Annotated in this window: 16 protein-coding genes and 1 riboswitch; of the genes, 15 read left to right on the top strand and 1 reads right to left on the bottom strand. The window is 66.4% G+C overall.

Annotation, left to right across the window (positions count from 1 at the left end; all coding sequences use genetic code 11):
* Nucleotides 1-29 precede the first annotated feature (29 nt).
* The 13 genes from ACN9MV_RS12140 (at nucleotide 30) to arsC (ending at nucleotide 14,521) form a co-directional block, all read left to right on the top strand.
* Nucleotides 30-803, top strand: coding sequence for an ABC transporter permease (locus ACN9MV_RS12140; RefSeq protein ID WP_093053105.1), 774 nt, complete (start codon nucleotides 30-32; stop codon nucleotides 801-803).
* Between the two features lie 52 nt (nucleotides 804-855).
* The gene (locus ACN9MV_RS12135) at nucleotides 856-1,857 is read left to right on the top strand and encodes an ABC transporter substrate-binding protein (protein WP_426392400.1); all 1,002 of its coding nucleotides are present in this window, start codon (nucleotides 856-858) and stop codon (nucleotides 1,855-1,857) included.
* Nucleotides 1,858-2,013: 156 nt separating this feature from the next.
* On the top strand, nucleotides 2,014-2,793 hold the full coding sequence (locus tag ACN9MV_RS12130; RefSeq protein ID WP_307614301.1) for an ABC transporter ATP-binding protein: 780 nt from the start codon (nucleotides 2,014-2,016) through the stop codon (nucleotides 2,791-2,793).
* Nucleotides 2,794-2,804: 11 nt separating this feature from the next.
* A complete protein-coding gene (locus ACN9MV_RS12125; RefSeq protein WP_426392398.1) occupies nucleotides 2,805-4,235 on the top strand; it encodes an enolase C-terminal domain-like protein in 1,431 nt (476 codons plus the stop codon).
* A gap of 50 nt (nucleotides 4,236-4,285) precedes the next feature.
* Complete coding sequence (locus tag ACN9MV_RS12120) at nucleotides 4,286-5,449, top strand: Gfo/Idh/MocA family protein (RefSeq protein WP_206174280.1); 1,164 nt, start codon at nucleotides 4,286-4,288, stop codon at nucleotides 5,447-5,449.
* Between the two features lie 11 nt (nucleotides 5,450-5,460).
* Complete coding sequence (locus ACN9MV_RS12115; protein WP_426392396.1) at nucleotides 5,461-6,648, top strand: dihydrodipicolinate synthase family protein; 1,188 nt, start codon at nucleotides 5,461-5,463, stop codon at nucleotides 6,646-6,648.
* An 8-nt stretch (nucleotides 6,649-6,656) separates the two neighbouring features.
* Nucleotides 6,657-7,535, top strand: coding sequence for a sugar phosphate isomerase/epimerase family protein (locus tag ACN9MV_RS12110; protein ID WP_426392395.1), 879 nt, complete (start codon nucleotides 6,657-6,659; stop codon nucleotides 7,533-7,535).
* 227 nt (nucleotides 7,536-7,762) lie between these two features.
* On the top strand, nucleotides 7,763-8,155 hold the full coding sequence (locus ACN9MV_RS12105; protein WP_426392393.1) for a hypothetical protein: 393 nt from the start codon (nucleotides 7,763-7,765) through the stop codon (nucleotides 8,153-8,155).
* An 806-nt stretch (nucleotides 8,156-8,961) separates the two neighbouring features.
* Complete coding sequence (locus ACN9MV_RS12100; protein ID WP_426392391.1) at nucleotides 8,962-10,056, top strand: DNA glycosylase AlkZ-like family protein; 1,095 nt, start codon at nucleotides 8,962-8,964, stop codon at nucleotides 10,054-10,056.
* Between the two features lie 272 nt (nucleotides 10,057-10,328).
* Entirely contained in the window at nucleotides 10,329-12,515 is a 2,187-nt protein-coding gene (locus ACN9MV_RS12095; protein ID WP_426392390.1) for a TonB-dependent siderophore receptor, read from the top strand.
* A gap of 99 nt (nucleotides 12,516-12,614) precedes the next feature.
* Nucleotides 12,615-12,782: riboswitch (FMN riboswitch) on the top strand.
* Nucleotides 12,783-12,881: 99 nt separating this feature from the next.
* Complete coding sequence (locus ACN9MV_RS12090; RefSeq protein ID WP_093057797.1) at nucleotides 12,882-13,397, top strand: 6,7-dimethyl-8-ribityllumazine synthase; 516 nt, start codon at nucleotides 12,882-12,884, stop codon at nucleotides 13,395-13,397.
* 32 nt (nucleotides 13,398-13,429) lie between these two features.
* Nucleotides 13,430-14,116, top strand: a complete 687-nt coding sequence (locus ACN9MV_RS12085) for a glutathione S-transferase family protein (protein WP_426392389.1) — start codon at nucleotides 13,430-13,432, stop codon at nucleotides 14,114-14,116.
* Between the two features lie 24 nt (nucleotides 14,117-14,140).
* The gene (gene arsC / locus ACN9MV_RS12080) at nucleotides 14,141-14,521 is read left to right on the top strand and encodes an arsenate reductase (glutaredoxin) (protein ID WP_093057799.1); all 381 of its coding nucleotides are present in this window, start codon (nucleotides 14,141-14,143) and stop codon (nucleotides 14,519-14,521) included.
* 4 nt (nucleotides 14,522-14,525) lie between these two features.
* Here arsC and queG read toward each other — a convergent pair whose 3' ends face one another.
* Entirely contained in the window at nucleotides 14,526-15,599 is a 1,074-nt protein-coding gene (queG, locus tag ACN9MV_RS12075) for a tRNA epoxyqueuosine(34) reductase QueG (RefSeq protein ID WP_179830456.1), read from the bottom strand.
* Here queG and tsaE point away from each other — a divergent pair.
* Nucleotides 15,585-16,091 carry a tRNA (adenosine(37)-N6)-threonylcarbamoyltransferase complex ATPase subunit type 1 TsaE gene (tsaE, locus tag ACN9MV_RS12070; RefSeq protein WP_093057918.1) on the top strand — a complete coding sequence of 169 codons (507 nt, stop codon included), beginning with the start codon at nucleotides 15,585-15,587 and terminating at the stop codon, nucleotides 16,089-16,091. The two genes, queG and tsaE, sit on opposite strands and share 15 nt — an antisense overlap.
* Nucleotides 16,088-17,557, top strand: coding sequence for an N-acetylmuramoyl-L-alanine amidase (locus ACN9MV_RS12065; RefSeq protein WP_426392387.1), 1,470 nt, complete (start codon nucleotides 16,088-16,090; stop codon nucleotides 17,555-17,557). Before tsaE ends, ACN9MV_RS12065 begins: the two co-directional genes overlap by 4 nt.
* Nucleotides 17,558-17,612: the final 55 nt, after the last annotated feature.

Genomic DNA, 17,612 nt, shown 5'->3' with positions numbered 1-17,612 from the left:
CAAGCCCCCTGAAAGCCCCGGCCCTCGCCATGTTCCGCAAGCTCCTGCTCTCTCCGGCCCTGCGCCCTTTCATCCTCATCTTGCTACTGCTGGTGCTGTGGGACCTGGCGATCCGCCTCTTCAAGATTCCGGCCTACCTGATTCCCCCGCCGTGGGAGGTCGTGAAGCAGCTCGTCGCCGAGTGGCCGCGCCTGCTCGCCGAGAGCTGGAAGACCACGCTCGCCACGCTGGGCGGCTTCGGCCTGACGATCCTGATCGGCATTCCGATCGCGATGGTCATCGCCTACTCGCGCGTCGTCGAGTCGTACGTTTATCCACTGCTGGTGTTCTCGCAGAGCATCCCGAAGGTCGCCATCGCGCCGCTGTTCGTGGTGTGGTTCGGCTTCGGCATCTTCCCGAAGGTGATCAGCGCCTTCCTGCTGGGTTTCTTCCCTGTGGTGGTGTCCACGGTGATGGGCTTCAAGTCGGTCGAGCCCGACATGCTCGACCTCTCGCGCTCGATGGGTGCGAGCCGCCTGCAGACCTTTCTCAAGATCAGCCTGCCGCAGGCGCTGCCTTCGATCTTCAGCGGCCTGAAGGTGTCGGTCACGCTGGCCGTGGTGGGCGCGGTGGTCGGTGAATTCGTCGGCTCCAACTCGGGCATCGGCTACGTGCTGCAGGTTGCCAACGGCAACTTCGACCTGCCGCTGATGTTCGCCGCGCTTGTGGTTCTCTCGAGCATCGGCGTCATTCTTTTCGTCGCGGTCGACCTGGTCGAGCGCGTGATGATTCCCTGGCACGCCTCGCAGCGCCACGCGAACTGAGTTTTCCGTTTCAAGTTCCTTCGCAAAGCCAACAACTCCCGGAGACAAGACCATGAAGAAACTGCTTCCCTCTCTGCTCGCCGCAGCAGCGCTCGCCACCTTCGCCATCGCTCCTGCGCAGGCCCAGGGCGACAAGCCCAAGGACAAGGTCACGCTGATGCTCAACTGGTACCTGTACAGCGAGCACGCGCCCTTCTTCCTCGGCAAGGAAAAGGGCTTCTACGCCGAGGAAGGCATCGACCTCGACATCCAGGAAGGCCGCGGCTCCGCCGTCACCGCGCAGGCGGTGGCCGCCAAGTCGGCAACCTTCGGCTACATCGACGTCACGACCATGATCAAGGCGGCCGCCAAGGGTGCTCCGCTGAAGTCGACCGGCGTGCTGTTCCAGGTGAGCCCGATGTCGGTCATGGGCTTCACCGAGAAGAACATCAAGACGCCGAAGGACATCATCGGCAAGACGGTGGCCGTCACGCCCGGCGACTCGATGTCGCAGATGTGGCCGCTGTTCCTCAAGGTCAACAACATCACGGCCGACCAGGTGAAGATCGTCTCGGGTGACGGCCAGACCAAGCTCAATGCCGTGACCAACGGCCAGGCCGACCTGCTGCTGGGCTACGTGATGGACCAGGCGATCAAGCTGCAGGACGCCACCGGCAAGCCCGTGACGCCGATCCGCTTCGCCGACTCCGGCGTGAACCAGATCAGCTCCGGGATCATCACCAACAAGAACCTGCTGACCGAGAACCCCGACCTGGTGAAGCGCTTCATGCGCGCCTCCACCAAGGCCGCCGAAGCCGCAGAAAAAAGCCCCGAGGCCGCGGTCGACGCGATGCTCAAGGCCAACCCCAAGGCGGGCGTGCGCGACACCTTGATCGTCGGCATGAAGCAGAGCGTGGCGCTCTATCACACGAAGGAAACGGCCAACCAGCGCCCGTACCGCGTGGCGATGAAGAACGTGAGCGACTCGCTCGACCTGCTGGTGCAGTACGGCGGCATGGATGTATCGACGCGCGGCAAGCCCGAAGACTACGTGACCCTCGACTTCCTGCCGTAAGCAGGCTCGCCCCCAGGCTCCGCGCACTTCGTGTCGCTTCTCCTTCCCCCTACCGGGGGCCACACCTGCGGCCCGGCAAAGCCGGTTCCGCGGTGTTCCCCGAAAAGACCTCAGCATCCCGCCGCCTCGTCCGCTTCCGTCCTTTAACTACTCTCCATGTCCACTGATGTCCTGATCGAAGCGCGCGGCGTCTCGAAGATCTACCAAAGCAAGGACGGCCCGGTCGAGTCGCTGAAGCCGCTCGACTTCGCAATCAAGGAAGGCGAGTTCGTCTCCGTCGTCGGCCCCTCGGGCTGCGGCAAGAGCACGCTGCTGAAGATGGTGGCGGGCCTGCTGCCCATCAGCGGCGGCAGCCTCACGCTGGCCGGCAAGCCGATCAAGGGTCCTCAGAAGGATGTGGGCATCGTGTTCCAGAGCGCGGTGCTGCTGCCCTGGCGCAGCGTGGAAGACAACATCCTGCTTCAGGCCGAGATGCGCCATCTGCCCAAGGCCGCCTCGAAGGACCGCGCGCGTCAGCTCATGGAAATGGCCGGCCTGAAGGGCTTCGAGGGCAAATACCCCTGGCAGCTCTCGGGCGGGATGCAGCAACGCGCGTCGATCTGCCGTGCGCTGTTGCATGACCCGTCGGTGCTGCTGATGGACGAGCCCTTCGGTGCGCTCGACGCGATGACGCGCGAGAAGATGAACCTGGAGTTGCAGCGCATCTGGATGGCGTCGAAGAAGACGGTGATGCTCATCACCCACAGCATTCCGGAAGCCATCTTCCTGTCGGACCGCGTGATCGTGATGAGCGAGCGGCCCGGCTCCATCGCCGCGGTGTACGACATCGACCTGCCGCGCCCGCGCACGCTCGACATGATGGCCTCGGCCGAGTTCGGCGCATATACGAAGCTGGTGCGCGCGCATTTCTTCTCGCAGGGCATCCTGGACCACTGAAAGCGCCAGCCATGGATGCCATCCGCTTTCACGTCGAGGAGATCCGCTTTGCCGAGCGCAACGTCACGCTGCGGCTGCCGTTCCGCTTCGGCGCGGCCACCGTCACGGCCTGCCCACAGGTCTACGTGAAGGCCCGCATCCGCTTTTCGGACGGCCGCACGGCCGAGGGCTGCGCCGCCGAGATGATGGTGCCCAAGTGGTTCGACAAGACCCCCGCGCTCACCAACGAACAGAACTTCGAACAATTGCGCTTCGCCTTGCGCGACGCGCGCGAGGCCTACACCGGCGAGCCCGATGCGCAAACCGCCTGGACGCACTTCGCGTCGAACTACGCCGCACTGCAGGCGCGCGCCAAGGCCAAGGGCCTGCAGCCGCTCGTGGCCAGCTACGGCCCGGCGCTGATCGACCGCGCGCTGCTCGACGCACTATGCCTGCACAGCGGCGTGAGCTTCGCGACGGCGATGAGCGGCAACCTGAGCGGCATCGACATCGCAGGCAGCGGCCTGGCGGATGACCTCGCAGGCTTCGACATGCCCGGCTTCTTGTCTAGGCAATCGCCGCGCACGCGCATCGCAGCGCGCCATACAGTCGGGTTGGCCGATGCCATCGACGACAACGACGCCGTGCCCGACGCCCCCACCGACGGCCTGCCCACGACGCTCGCAGCGGCCGTGCGCCGCTACGGTCTCACGCACTTCAAGCTCAAGCTGTGCGGCAACACCGCGCAAGACATTGACCGACTCCAACACATCGCCCGCGTGATCGACGGCCACGCACAACTCGTGACGCTCGACGGCAACGAGCAATACGCCGATGCGGACGACTTCGGCGTCTTCCTCGACCGCATGCTGTCCACCCCCGTGCTGTGGAAGCTCTCGCAGAAGACGGTCTTCGTCGAACAGCCGATCCGCCGCGATGCAGCCCTGCAGCGCGACGTGTCCGCGCTCGGCAAGCGCATTCCGCTGCTCATCGACGAATCCGACGCCATGCTCGATGCCTTCGTGCAGGCCCGCGCGCTTGGCTACACCGGCGTATCGAGCAAGAGCTGCAAGGGCTTCTACAAGTCGGTCATCAACGCAGCGCGCTGCGCCCATTGGAACGCCTCCGAGGAAAAGCCGCGCTACTTCCTCTCCGGCGAAGACCTCACCATGCAGGCCGGCATCGGCGTGCAGCAAGACCTGGCGCTGGTCTCCTGGCTCGGCCTCTCGCACGTGGAGCGCAACGGCCACCACTACGTCAACGGCCTTGCCGCGGCTCCCGAGGCTGAACAGCAGGCACTGTTGCGCGCCCATCCAGGCCTGTACGAACAAAGCGACGGCGCAGTGCGCCTCGCCATCCGCGACGGGCAGCTCGACCTGTCCTCGCTCGCCACCGCGCCCGGCTTTGCCACCGGCAAACCCGGCGCCGGCATCTCGTGGGACGCCATGCGTTCCGTCTACTGAAGCCCCCCGCTTCGATCTGCAATCTCTCTCGCATCTCAAGGAAGAAAACGATGGCCACCCAACGTCTAGGAATCATCATGCACGGCGTCACCGGTCGCATGGGCATGAACCAGCATCTGATCCGCTCGATCTGCGCCATCCGCGCGCAAGGCGGCGTCACGCTGTCGAATGGCGACAAGGTCATGCCCGACCCCATCCTCATCGGCCGCAACGCCGAGAAGATGGAAGCGCTGGCCAAGGCTCACAACATCGCGCGCTGGGGCACCGACCTCGACAAGGCCCTGGAGAACAAGGACGACACCATCTTCTTCGACGCCGGCACCACGCAGATGCGCCCCACGCTGCTGGCCAAGGCCATCCGCGCCGGCAAGCACGTGTATTGCGAGAAGCCGATCGCCACCAACCTGAACGAAGCCGTCGAGATCGCGCGCCTCGCCGAAGGCTCGGGCCTGAAGCACGGCGCCGTGCAGGACAAGCTCTTCCTCCCCGGCCTGCGCAAGCTCGACATGCTGCGCCGCGCCGGCTTCTTCGGTCGCATGCTCAGCGTGCGCCTGGAGTTCGGCTACTGGGTGTTCGAGGGCGACCTGCAGCCCATCCAGCGCCCGAGCTGGAACTACCGCAAGGAAGACGGCGGCGGCATGATCCTGGACATGATGTGCCACTGGCGCTACGTGCTGGACAACCTGTTCGGCGAAGTGAAGTCGGTGTCGTGCATCGGCGCCACCCACATCCCCAAGCGCTGGGACGAAGCCGGCAAGCCATATGAAGCCACCGCCGACGACGCGGCCTACGCCACCTGCGAGCTCACCGGCCACAACGGCGAACCCGTCATCGCGCAGATCAACATGAGCTGGGTCACGCGCGTGCGCCGCGACGATCTTGTGACCTTCCACGTCGACGGCACCGACGGCTCGGCCGTGGCGGGCCTGTCGAGCTGCCGTGCCCAGTCGCGCGTGGCAACGCCGCGCCCGGTGTGGAACCCCGACGAAAAGCAGATGATGAATTTCTTCGACCAGTGGCAGGAGATTCCGGACTCGCAGGTCTACGACAACGGCTTCAAGATCCAGTGGGAGCACTTCATTCGCCACGTGGTCGAGAACGAGCCGTACAAGTGGACGCTGCCCGAAGGCGCCAAGGGTGTGCAACTGGTCGAGGCGGCGCTCGAATCGTGGAAAGACCGTCGCTGGGTCGATGTGCCGGCGCTGAAGGTCTGAGGTCCCTCGCCATGGCTCTTTCGCTGAACCTCCCTACCGCCGGCGGCACGCTCGCGCCCTACGCGCTGCGCGGCACCGCACCGGTGAAGCCCGATGCGGGCATCAAGTTCAACCGCATCGCCTACTCGGCCGCGCACGTGGTGGCCGATCCTCTGGCGGCCATCGATCCGTGGCTGCAATGCGCGGTCGACTGGGACACCACCATCGCCTACCGCCGCCACCTGTTCTCGCTGGGCCTGGGCGTGGCCGAGGCCATGGACACCGCGCAGCGCGGCATGGGCCTGGACTGGCCGACCTCACTCGAACTGATCCGCCGCTCGCTCGATGCCGCCAAGGACATGCCGGGCGCACTGGTTGCGTCAGGCTGCGGCACCGACCACCTTGACATCGACGACGTGAAGATCGTCGACGACGTGATCCGCGGCTACGAAGAGCAGATGGCCGCCATCGAGGCGCTCGGCGGCAAGCTGATCGTGATGGCCAGCCGCGCGCTGGCCCGCGTGGCCAAGAGCCCGGCCGACTACGAGCGCGTGTACGACCGCATCCTGAGCCAGGCGAAGCAGCCCGTGGTGCTGCACTGGCTGGGCGACATGTTCGACCCTGCGCTGGCAGGCTATTGGGGCACGAAGGATGTCGATGCGGCGATGGACACGGCGCTGGGCATCATCACGGCCCATCCGGACAAGGTCGACGGCATCAAGATCTCGCTACTCGACAAGGACAAGGAAATTGCGATGCGCCGGCGCCTGCCGCCGGGCGTGCGCATGTACACGGGCGACGACTTCAACTACGCCGAGCTGATTGCCGGTGACGGCTTCGGCAGCGAGCCGACGCATGGCAAGAGCGATGCGCTGCTGGGCATCTTCGACGCCATCGCCCCCGCCGCGAGCGCCGCCCTCGGTGCGCTTGCCCAGGGCAACACCGAGAAGTTCCACGCGATCCTCGGCCCGACGGTGCCGCTGTCGCGCCACATCTTCGCGGCGCCCACACGCTTCTACAAGACCGGCGTGGTGTTCATGGCGTGGCTCAACGGCCACCAGAAGCACTTCACGATGGTCGGTGGTCAGCAAAGCACACGCTCGTTGCAGCACTTTGCCGAGCTGTTCCGGCTGGCCGATGCGGCCAACCTGCTGGAGCAGCCGGAGCTGGCGATTCAGCACATGAAGACGCTGCTGGCTTTGCACGGCGTGGAAGGCTGATTCGGACCATGCGCGATTTCTCTCAGAACCACGACTGGCTGTCGATCAACACCGCCACGGTGCGCAAGCAGTCCGGCGCGGAGGTTTCGCTCGACCGCATCATCGACCAGTGCGCCGAGCGCGGCATCCGCGCGATCAGCCCCTGGCGCGACCAGGTGGCGGCTGTCGGACTCGACAAGGTGGCGAAACAACTGAAGGCGCACGGCATCGGCCTCTCGGGCTACTGCCGCGGCGGTTTCTTCCCCGCGCCCGATGCGGCTGGCCTCAAGGCCGCGCTCGACGACAACCGCCGCGCCATCGACGAAGCGAAGACGCTCGATGCGCCCTGTCTCGTGCTGGTGGTCGGCGCCCTGCCCGGCGCGCTCGAAGGCAAGGCGGCCTACAAAGACATCGGCCGCGCACGCGGCGAGGTGCGCGACGGCATCGCCGCATCGCTCGAATACGCCCGCGAAGTCGGCATGCCGCTCGCCATCGAGCCTCTGCACCCGATGCAGGCAGCCGACCGCGCGTGCATCAACACGCTGGAACACGCACTTGACCTCTGCGACGAACTCGACGCAGGCAAGAGCGGCATGCTCGGCGTGGCCCTCGACATCTATCACGTGTGGTGGGATCCGAAGCTGCAGCAGCAGATCGCCCGCGCCGGTCGTGAGCGTCTGCTGGCGTACCACGTGTGCGATTGGCTAACGCCCACGCGCGATCTCCTGAGCGACCGCGGGATGATGGGTGACGGCGTGGTCGAGCTGAAGAAGATCCGCGGGTGGGTCGAGGACGCAGGCTTCGCCGGCTTCAGCGAGGTCGAGATCTTTTCGAATCTCGACTGGTGGCAGCGTACGGGCGCTGAAACACTCGACGTTTGCATCGAGCGGCACAGGCGGGCTGTCTAAAGCTGATCTGTGTTCGGGGCGCGTGCACAGACCGCCGGGTACTCCCCTCCGCGAATGTCCCCCGGCCTGCGGCCTCCTCCTTTATTTCGCTGCGGGGAGCACCCGACGCCCTGTGCACGATGAGCGCGGCTGCCATTTGATTGCGGTGATTCCAATACTTTGCGGGCTATAGTTTTCCCCGGCACAAGCCGGGCCGGATTTATTACCTTAGCTATTGGAGCGCATCGGTGAAGCTGGATATTGCACTTGTTGAAGGCGCGACCTACTCCGCTGCGGCCCGTTCTCTTCCGTTCGTCTACACGGTAGCTTTTGACCATCAGACAGTAATCGCAGGCGAACCACGAGCGACTGGGTGCCTGCTGGTGAACACCCGCGATTGTGAAATCGTGGCTGGTTATAGCCTCACGATCCTGAGCCTTCTGGATGCTGAGTGCACGACGTTTGCGGCAGGAGAGTACGCGCGCCTGAGAGTGGATGCACTTGAGCACGAAGAAAGTCAGAGTGATTTGATCCCTGGCACGTACGAACTCTCGGCGAAGGTCGCACTGAAGGTGAAGGGCTCTGATGGAGCCATTCGGCACCAGGAGTTGAGGGCAACGCGTCTGCTTGTGCTTACATGAAACTTGTTGCCTGCCCAGCAAGCGACCTCAACCGAGCCGACGCCCCGCCATCAAGAAGGTTTCGGCCGCCGCCCCCTCAAAGAGGCCCGTCCGCCGGGCGCTGCGCGTTGCGCTATCTCACTCACCTGAAATAACTCTCCGGCCTTGCGAGCACGATCAGCCGCAAGCCAGAGCACGTTGTCCAATCGTCGAGGTCCATCCCCGCTGCACCAGTCGATGTCTTCCCCGTGGCAGACCCAAAGGAGAGCTTCGAGTTGGGAGAGTGTGTTTTCGAGAAGATCCGCCGCATCTTGGGCGTTGTCTTCGGAAGCTACCGGCGTGCGAGGCCGGGCTATAGTCTTGGTAGCCATTTTTGTGCGTTTCCTTCCAAGGTACGTGCACGAACTTGGTTAGACGGTCGGGGTGCTTGTTACACCCCGGCCGTCGCCTTTTGATACCTCGCATCCGCATCGCTGCTTTCGCACCGACGACCTGCCGCGAGGCAAGCAGCCTTCGAACATCTGGGTGGTGGGTGTGTTGCGCCTTTCTTGTCCCCTTGGTGGGGTGTGGAGTGACAGGGGCGTTCACTCTAGAGAAGAACCCGCCGAAATCTCCGCACCGCGCGGCACGAAGTCCCGACTACCGCCAACAAATACAGCTTCCGCAGCGTCACTAAACGATCACGTCGGCGGGGTGCCTTGCGCAGCGAAATAAAGGAGGAGCCCGAAGGGCGGGGGACATTCGCGGAGCAAGGCACCCCGTCGGCGTGAGCGCGCCCCGAACACAGCAGCAAAGCGAAATCCCGCCACCTGTGCTGCAATTCGCCGATGGCTGACCCGACCCTCGACGACCTGCGCCGCTACGCCGTGGCGCGCACCCTCTTCAAGCCGACCACGCTGCCGGCAGCGATCCGCCAGCTCGGCTTCGTGCAGGCCGACCCGATCCGAGCGCCGGCGCGTGCACAAGACCTCACGCTGCGCCACCGCGTGAAGGACTATCGCGCGGGCGATCTCGAAAGCCGCTACACGCGCCTCGCCGTCGAGGAAGACTGCCTCGTCAACTACGGCTTCCTGCCGCGCGAGCACCTGGCGCTGATGCACCCGCGCGAAGCCAAGCGCGCATGGGACGCCGACACGCGGCGCAAGGCCGCCGATGTGCTGGCCTATGTGCAGGAACACGGCCAAGTACATCCACGACAGGTAGAGCAGCACTTCGCGCATGGCCGCATCAAGAACTACTGGGGCGGCTCGAGCAACGCGACCACGCACCTGCTCGACGAAATGCACTATCGCGGCATGCTGCGCGTGGTGCGGCGCGACAGCGGCACGCGCGTCTATGAGGCCGTGACGCACCAGCCCGCCGACGACAGCCCTGCCGGCCGCGCACGGCGCGCCGCCGCGCTGATCGAACTGGTGGTGCGCAAATACGCGCCGCTGCCTGCCGCGAGCCTCACCTACCTCGTGCGCCTGCTCGGCTACGGTGCGCCGCATCTCTCGCTGCAAACGCAGGCGGCCCTGCGCATCGCCCGCGAAGAACTGCTCGCAAGCTGCCGCATCGACGGGACGACCTGGTACTGGCCCGCTGACGAAAACCCGGCCTCGCGCCGCCACGCGCCCGACGACGCCGTACGCCTGCTCGCCCCCTTCGACCCCGTCGTGTGGGACCGCCGCCGCTTCGAACTGCTCTGGGACTGGACGTACAAGTTCGAGGCCTACACGCCCGCGCCCAAGCGCCAGTTCGGCTACTACGCGCTGCCGATGCTGTGGCATGACCGCGTGATCGGGTGGGCCAACGTCACCGCGCCCGAAGGCCGGTTGAAGCCAGCCTTCGGCTATGCCGGCAAGAAGCCGCGCGACGCGGCCTTTCGCGCGGCGCTCGACGACGAACTGCGGCGCATGACGCAGTTCCTCTCCGGGCGCTGACACCTTTCTTCCTATAATCGCGCGGCCTCAGCCAGCCGCCCGCAACGGGCCGCCAGCCGTCTTCGAAGGAACGAAGACCGCAGCCGCAACGGCTGCTCCCCCCGACGACGCAAGAAAAACCTACAACACCCACCGGCCGCCAGCCTTGATTGATTAATTGAGCGAGCCGCCGGTAGCGCTCGTCCGGATTGAACCGAATCCGAGAAGCCATGGCACGCCCCGCTGCGCGCCGCAGCCACTCCCCTTACCGCAGGACTCAGGAGAAGCTGCACATGACATCGAAGAAGCATCGCCGCCCGACGTGGCACCTTTCACACACCCGCCGCGCCACGCTCGCGGCCACCGCCGTGGCGCTGAGCGCCGCCGTACCGGCCTATGCCGAAGAAAAAGACGAAGCCGGCGAGCCCCGCAGGGCACTGCCCACCGTCACCGTATCGGGCGATTCGGGCGAGACCGCAACCGGCCCGGTGACCGGCTTCGTCGCGAAGCGCGGAAGCTCGGCAACCAAGACCGACACGCCGCTGATCGAAACGCCGCAGGCAATCTCGGTGGTCACGCGCGACCAGATGGAGGCGCAGGGCGCGCTCACGCTGCGCGAGACCACCAACTACACGGCCGGCGTGGTGTCGAGCTACTTCGACAGCCGCGTCGACTCGTTCAAGGTGCGCGGCGGCGACGCCATCCAGTACCTCGACGGGCTGCAGCGCAGCTACGGCACCTACAACACCACGCGCGTAGATCCGTACATGCTGGAGCGCGTCGAGCTGCTGCGCGGGCCCTCTTCCGTGCTCTACGGCCAGGGCGGCATCGGCGGCGTGCTGAACCTGATGTCGAAGCGGCCGCAGGCCGAGCAACAGCGCGAGGTGCAGGTGCAGCTGGGCAGCCACAACCGCAAGCAGGTGGCGGCCGACTTCACCGGTCCGCTCGACACCGAAGGCAAGTGGCTCTATCGCCTGGTGGCCGTGAACCGCGACAGCGGCACGCAGGTCGACCATGTGCCCGACGACCGCATCCTGCTGGCGCCCTCGCTCACCTGGCGCCCGAACGCCGACACCTCGCTCACGCTGCAGGCGCTCTACCAGAAGGACAAGAGCGGCTCGCTGATCGGCTTCTTCCCATGGCAGGGCACGCTGCTGCCGTCGCTGTACGGCCAGATTCCCACCTCGACCTTCACCGGCGAGCCGGGCTTCGACCGCTACGATACGCGCAACACCTCGCTGGGCTACCTGTTCAGCCACCGCTTCAACGACACCTGGACCTTCAGGCAGAACCTGCGCTCGACCGAGAGCAAGGTGGTCTACAACTCCTCCTACACCAGCTTCACGGCCAACCGGCTCACCGGTCGCCCGGCGCGACCGGTGTTCAACGCCGACCAGCGCACCATCGAGCGCGACCTGGTGGTGCAGCTCAACGGCGGCAAGATGCTGCTGATCGACAACCAGGCCGAGGCGCACTTCAAGACCGGCGCGGTGGAGCACACGCTGCTCGTCGGCGCGGACTTCCAGCGCAACGAGACCTCGCAGCTCACCGGCCGCGGCCGCGCGGGCGCGCTCGATGTGTATGCGCCGGTGTACGGCAACTACACGGCGCCCACCTTCCTCACGCGGCAGCCTGCGGTGCTGCAGAAGCAGGCCGGCATCTACGTGCAGGACCAGGTCAAGTACGGCCGCTGGATCGGCCTGCTCGGCCTGCGCCACGACAAGGCCACCACCGACACCGAGGGCCGCCCCGCGGTGGCGGTCGACGACAAGGCCACCACCAAGCGCGCCGGCATCGTCTACCTGGCCGACGGCGGCTGGGCGCCGTACCTGAGCTATGCCGAGTCCTTCCTGCCGCTGGGCGGCGCGGACGTGAACAACACGCCCTTCAAGCCGCAGCGCGGCAAGCAGTGGGAGGCTGGCGTGAAGTGGGAGCCCGAAGGCCAGCGCACCTCGTTCATGGCGGCGGTGTACGACCTGCGCGACACCAATCGCAAGACCACCGACCCGGCCAACCCGCTCAACAGCATCCAGCTCGGCGAGGTGCACGTGAAGGGCCTGGAGCTCGAGTACAAGGGCAGCATCGGGCGCGACTGGGACTGGATCGCCTCGTACGCCTACACCGACGCGCGCGTGTCGCGCAGCAACGGAGCCGACCTGGGCAAGCGCATCTCGGGCGTGCCGAAGCACACGGCCTCGGCCTGGCTGATGCGCCGCTTCACGATCGGCGGCGTGTCGGGTTTCTCGGTGGGCGGCGGCGTGCGCTACCTCGGCAAGTCATGGGACGGCATGGACGCCAACCCCGTGCCCTCTGTCACGCTGCTGGATGCGATGGTCGCCTGGGACAACGGCCCACTGCGCCTGTCGCTCAACGTGGGCAACCTGACCGACAAGGTGCAGATCACCACCTGCCTGGCGCGCGGCGACTGCTTCTACGGCCAGCGCCGTACAGTGACTGCGGCCGCCACGTATCGTTTCTGAAGAAAATCCCCGCTCGAGCGAAGGTCTGCCACGCGGGCGACAGGTCCGTACGGCGATGGGCTCCTAGAATCGCCCCCGCTGTCCGGTTCGCCGGGCGGCAAGCGTTCTCAGGGCGGGGTGCAATTCCCCACCGGCGGTAATGGTGGCTCTTCTGAAAAAAGCCGCACAAGCCCGCGAGCGCCTGGAGCTTGCAACAAGTTTCAGGGTCAGCAGATTTCGGTGCGATTCCGAAGCCGACGGTCACAGTCCGGATGAAAGAGAGCGCGAAATGCGGGCTCGCCCGCGCGCATTGCTTTGCCGTGCGCGCAGGTAGCCTTGCGGTTTCGTGCGCCCTGATTCAGGAAACCTGCTTTCAAGAGGCACACCATGAGTCAGATCAACGACCTTCCCCTTTCTGCCGTTACCGCGTCGGGTTCCCCGCGCGGCGAGCGCATCGCATTCGTCGAGGCGCAGTGGCATTCCGACATCGTCCACCAGGCACGCGACGCCTTTCTCGAAGAAATGGACCGGCTCGGCGTGGCGCGCGAGCTCATCGACATCTTCGACGTGCCCGGTGCCTTCGAGATTCCGCTGCATGCCAAGCGGCTCGCCAACTCGGGCAAGTACGCGGCCATCATCGGCTGCGCGCTGGTGGTCGACGGCGGCATCTACCGCCACGAGTTCGTCGCGAACACGGTGGTCAGCACGCTGATGTCGCTGCAGCTGGAAACCGACGTGCCGATCTTCTCGGCCGTGCTCACGCCGCATCACTTCCACGAGCATGTGGAGCATCGCAAGTACTTCCACCGCCACTTCGCGGTCAAGGGCACGGAAGTGGCCGAGGCCTGCTTCAAGACGCTCGAAGGGCTGAAGAAGGTCGACGCGCTGCTGGCCGCTGCGTGACAACAGGCGCAGGCCTGCAGTAATCTGGGCGGATGAGCTCTTCATCATCCGCCCGCGAAGACCGCTACACCCTCTACGGCGCCCCTGGCTCGGGCGCCACGCCGATACATGCCGCGCTGACGCTGATCGGCGCGCAGGTCGATACCGTCGACGTCGCCACGTGGGAGAGCGATGCCGAGCGCGAGCGCGTGTCGGGCGTCAACCCGATGCGCCAGGTGCCCGCGCTGGTGCTGCCTTCGGGCGAGGTGATGACCGAAAGCGCGGCCATCCTGATCTGGCTCGGCGACCGTTATCCGCAAGCCGGGCTCTGCCCCGCACCCGACGACCCGCTGCGCTCGCGCTACCTGCGCTGGATGGTCTACCTGCCGGCGGCCATCTACTCGCTGTTCTGGGTGCGCGACGACCCGCAGCGCCTCGTGCCCGACCCCGCCGCGCAAGCCGCGATGCTCGAACGCTCTGCCGAGCGCATCGCGCACTGCTGGCACCTGATGGACACGCAGATCGACGAGCCCGCGCCTTACCTTCTGGGGGAGAAGCTGAGCATGCTCGACCTGTACGTGACCGTGATGTCGCGCTGGACGCCGGGCCGCAGGCGCTTCTACCGCGTAGCGCCGCGCATGGCCCGGGTGGTGCGCCGCGTGGATGCCGACCCTCGGCTGGCGGAGTTCTGGGCTGCGCGCTTTCCCTTCACCATGGACCCGAGCGCTCCGGGAGGCTGAGTCCTGTTTTCTATCATCGACACCATGACCGTACGCACACCGACCACCGTCTACCCGATGACCATCTACCACAAGCCCAACTGCAGCACCTCGCGCAACGTGCTGACGTTGATCCGCGAAAGCGGCGTGGAGCCCGAGATCGTCCTGTACCTGGAAACGCCGCCCCCGAAGAAGAAGTTGCGCGAGCTCGCGAAGGCGATGGGCATGGGCGCGCGCGAACTGCTGCGCACCAAGGAAGCACCGTACGAAGAACTGAAGCTGGCCGATTCGAAGTGGACCGACGACCAGCTGTTCGACGCCATCGTCGAGCACCCCATCCTGCTGCAGCGGCCCATCGTGGTTTCGCCGCGCGGCACGCTGATGTGCCGGCCATGGGGGCGCGTGCGCGAGATCCTTCCGGCCTGAAGCGTCAGCTCGTGGCCCGCTGCGCCAGGCCCCACGCGACATGCTCGCGCACGAGTTCGCTTGGGTGTTCGGCCCGCGTCGCCAGTGCCTCCTGCGCATCGCCCTCGCCCGCTCGCGCCGCATTGCCCAGCGCCACGGCGATGTTGCGCAGCCAGCGCTCATGCCCGATGCGGCGGATCGGGCTGCCTTCGGTGCGGCGCAGGAAGTCTTCTTCGGTCCACGCAAAAAGCTCGGCCAGCGTGCGCCCCGTGAGCCCTTCGCGCGCATCGAAGTCGGGCAGCTCGCTCTTCTTCGCGAACTTGTTCCAGGGGCAGATCAGCTGGCAGTCGTCGCAGCCGTAGATGCGGTTGCCCATCAGCGGGCGCAGTTCCAGCGGGATCGGCCCGCCATGCTCGATGGTCAGGTAGGAGATGCAGCGCCGCGCATCCAGCCGCTGCGGCGCGATGATGGCCTGCGTCGGGCAGATGTCGATGCAGGCACTGCAGCTGCCGCAATGTGCCGTGACGGGCTCGCTCGGCGGCAGTTCCATGTCGACGTAGATCTCGCCAAGGAAGAACATCGAGCCCGCGTCGCGGTCGAGCACCAGCGTGTGCTTGCCGCGCCAGCCCTGCCCGCTGCGCGATGCCAGCTCGGCTTCGAGCACGGGGGCCGAGTCGGTGAAGGCGCGGTGGCCGAAGGGGCCGACCTCTTCGGCAATGCGCTCGGCCAGCTTGGCGAGCCGGTTGCGCAGCACCTTGTGATAGTCGCGGCCCCGCGCATAGACCGACACGATGGCCTCGCCGGGCCGCGTGAGGCGGTCGAACTCGATGGCCTGCCACTCGGGCTGCGTGCTGCGCGGCAGGTAGTCCATGCGCGCGGTGATCACGCTCACCGTGCCCGGCACCAGCTCGGCCGGACGGGCGCGGCGCGTGCCGTGTGTTTCCATGTATTGCATCTCGCCATGGAACCCATGGGCCAGCCATTGCATCAGACCGGCCTCGGCGCTCGATAAATCGACGCCCGCGATTCCGATTTGGGAGAATCCGAGTTCCCGGGCCAAAGCCTGAATACGAACAACGAGTGGATGGCTGACGATCACTTGCCGATTGTAGAAACGACCCAGAACGCCCGCACCCTGCGCTGGCGCAGCGAGGACGACACCGACGCTTTCGCGCTGGCCCTCGCGTCCTCGCCCGCATTGCGCGATGCCTTCATCGCGCTGCAAGGCGACCTTGGCGCCGGCAAGACCACTTTCGTTCGACACCTGCTGCGCGCGCTCGGCATCGCGGGGCGCATCAAGAGCCCCACCTACGCGGTGGTCGAGCCCCACGAGGCGCCCGACGGCCTGCAGATCTTCCATTTCGACTTCTACCGCTTCGCCGATCCGCGCGAATGGGACGACGCCGGCTTCCGCGACATCTTCGCGGGACCGGGCCTCAAGCTGGCCGAATGGCCAGAGAACGCCGCGGGCCGCACACCGGTTGCCGACCTCGCTATTAAAATAGAAGCAATGACTGACGACACACGCAGCGTGACCCTCCTCGCGAACACCCCTCGCGGCAGCGATCTGCTGGCGCGCATCGCCGCATGAAGGCGACCGGCCTGAAACGGCGCGTGCTGCTGCAAGGCGGCAGCATCGCGCTGATGCTCGGCGTGCACCAGATCGCCCGCGGCGCCACCATCCTCGCCGTGCGCGTGTGGCCCGCAGCCGACTACACGCGCGTGACCATCGAGTCCGATGCCCGCCTCAACTCGCAGCAGCTCGTGGTGGGCAGCCCGCCGCGGCTTGCCGTCGACATCGAGGGCATCGACCTCAGCCCCGAACTGCGCGAGCTGGTCGGCAAGATCAAGCCGGGCGACCCGTTCATCAACGGCCTGCGCGTCGGGCAGAACGCGCCGAAGGTGGTGCGCATCGTGTTCGACCTGAAGCAGGCCGTGGTGCCGCAGGTGTTCTCGCTCGCGCCCGTGGCCGCGTACAAGCACCGGCTGGTGCTCGACCTGTACCCCGAGCAGGCGATCGACCCGATGGAAGCGCTGATTGCCGAGCGCCTGCGCGATGCGCCTCGCGCGGGCAGCGGCAGCAACACGAACAACGCCCCGGCCGTGGCCGGCATCGTGCCCTCGGCCCCGGCCGCACCTGCGGCCGATCCGCTCGGCGAGTTGATGGCGCAACAGTCGATGCGCCCCGGCCCGCAGACGCCGCCGCCCGTGCTAATCACGCCGCCACCGCCCGTGGTGGGCACCGCGCCCGTCAGGCCCGTGGTGCCCCCTCCCCCGGTGGCTGCCGCACGCGGCGGCAGCAGCAGCACCGCCGCCACGGCCAGCCGCACCGACCGCATCATCATCGTGGCGCTCGACCCCGGCCACGGCGGTGAAGACCCCGGCGCCATCGGCCCCAACGGCACGCGCGAGAAAGACATCGTGCTGCAGGTGGCGCACCGGCTGCGCGAGCGCATCAACGCGAGCAGCGTGAACGGCAGCCCGATGCGCGCCTTTCTCACGCGCGACGCCGACTTCTTCGTGCCGCTGGGCGTGCGCGTGCAGAAGGCGCGGCGCGTGCAGGCCGACCTGTTCGTGAGCATCCATGCCGACGCCTTCACCACGCCCGCCGCGCGCGGCGCCAGCGTGTTCGCGCTGAGCCAGAGCGGCGCGTCGAGCAGCGCGGCACGCTGGATGGCCAACAAGGAAAACGATGCCGACAAGGTCGGCGGCGTGAACGTCGGCGGCCACGAAGCGCAGGTGCAGCGTGCCCTGCTCGACATGAGCACCACCGCTCAGATCAACGACAGCCTGAAGCTCGGCGGCGCGATGCTCGGCGAGATCAAGAACATCGGCGCGCGGCTGCACAAGGGCCAGGTCGAACAGGCCGGCTTCGCGGTGCTGAAGGCGCCGGACATCCCGAGCGTGCTGGTGGAGACAGCCTTCATCAGCAATCCGGAAGAAGAAGCCAACCTGCGCCGCGTCGACTACCAGGAGAACCTGGCCGACGCGCTGATGCGCGGCATCCAGCGCTACTTTGCGCAGAACCCGCCACTGGCGCGCAGCCGGCAACTCTGATCGGCCGCGCGACTTTGTAAAGCCAAAGCGTGCACTGCTGTCCCACGCCGTGCGG

The organism is Variovorax sp. R-27 (genome assembly GCF_049913215.1).
Lineage (GTDB): Bacteria > Pseudomonadota > Gammaproteobacteria > Burkholderiales > Burkholderiaceae_C > Variovorax.
The sequence above is the reverse complement of the archived record's forward strand: the minus strand, read 5'-3'. Positions and strand labels throughout refer to the sequence as shown.

Excerpts from the sequence above, each read along its gene's own strand:
- arsC (WP_093057799.1), top strand. The coding sequence starts at position 14,141 with ATGACCGTACGCACACCGACCACCGTCTACCCGATGACCATCTACCAC.
- ACN9MV_RS12065 (WP_426392387.1), top strand. The coding sequence starts at position 16,088 with ATGAAGGCGACCGGCCTGAAACGGCGCGTGCTGCTGCAAGGCGGCAGC.
- ACN9MV_RS12125 (WP_426392398.1), top strand. The coding sequence starts at position 2,805 with ATGGATGCCATCCGCTTTCACGTCGAGGAGATCCGCTTTGCCGAGCGC.
- ACN9MV_RS12090 (WP_093057797.1), top strand. The coding sequence starts at position 12,882 with ATGAGTCAGATCAACGACCTTCCCCTTTCTGCCGTTACCGCGTCGGGT.
- ACN9MV_RS12135 (WP_426392400.1), top strand. The coding sequence starts at position 856 with ATGAAGAAACTGCTTCCCTCTCTGCTCGCCGCAGCAGCGCTCGCCACC.
- ACN9MV_RS12115 (WP_426392396.1), top strand. The coding sequence starts at position 5,461 with ATGGCTCTTTCGCTGAACCTCCCTACCGCCGGCGGCACGCTCGCGCCC.
- ACN9MV_RS12110 (WP_426392395.1), top strand. The coding sequence starts at position 6,657 with ATGCGCGATTTCTCTCAGAACCACGACTGGCTGTCGATCAACACCGCC.
- ACN9MV_RS12140 (WP_093053105.1), top strand. The coding sequence starts at position 30 with ATGTTCCGCAAGCTCCTGCTCTCTCCGGCCCTGCGCCCTTTCATCCTC.
- ACN9MV_RS12095 (WP_426392390.1), top strand. The coding sequence starts at position 10,329 with ATGACATCGAAGAAGCATCGCCGCCCGACGTGGCACCTTTCACACACC.
- ACN9MV_RS12120 (WP_206174280.1), top strand. The coding sequence starts at position 4,286 with ATGGCCACCCAACGTCTAGGAATCATCATGCACGGCGTCACCGGTCGC.
- tsaE (WP_093057918.1), top strand. The coding sequence starts at position 15,585 with ATGGCTGACGATCACTTGCCGATTGTAGAAACGACCCAGAACGCCCGC.
- ACN9MV_RS12085 (WP_426392389.1), top strand. The coding sequence starts at position 13,430 with ATGAGCTCTTCATCATCCGCCCGCGAAGACCGCTACACCCTCTACGGC.
- ACN9MV_RS12130 (WP_307614301.1), top strand. The coding sequence starts at position 2,014 with ATGTCCACTGATGTCCTGATCGAAGCGCGCGGCGTCTCGAAGATCTAC.
- ACN9MV_RS12100 (WP_426392391.1), top strand. The coding sequence starts at position 8,962 with ATGGCTGACCCGACCCTCGACGACCTGCGCCGCTACGCCGTGGCGCGC.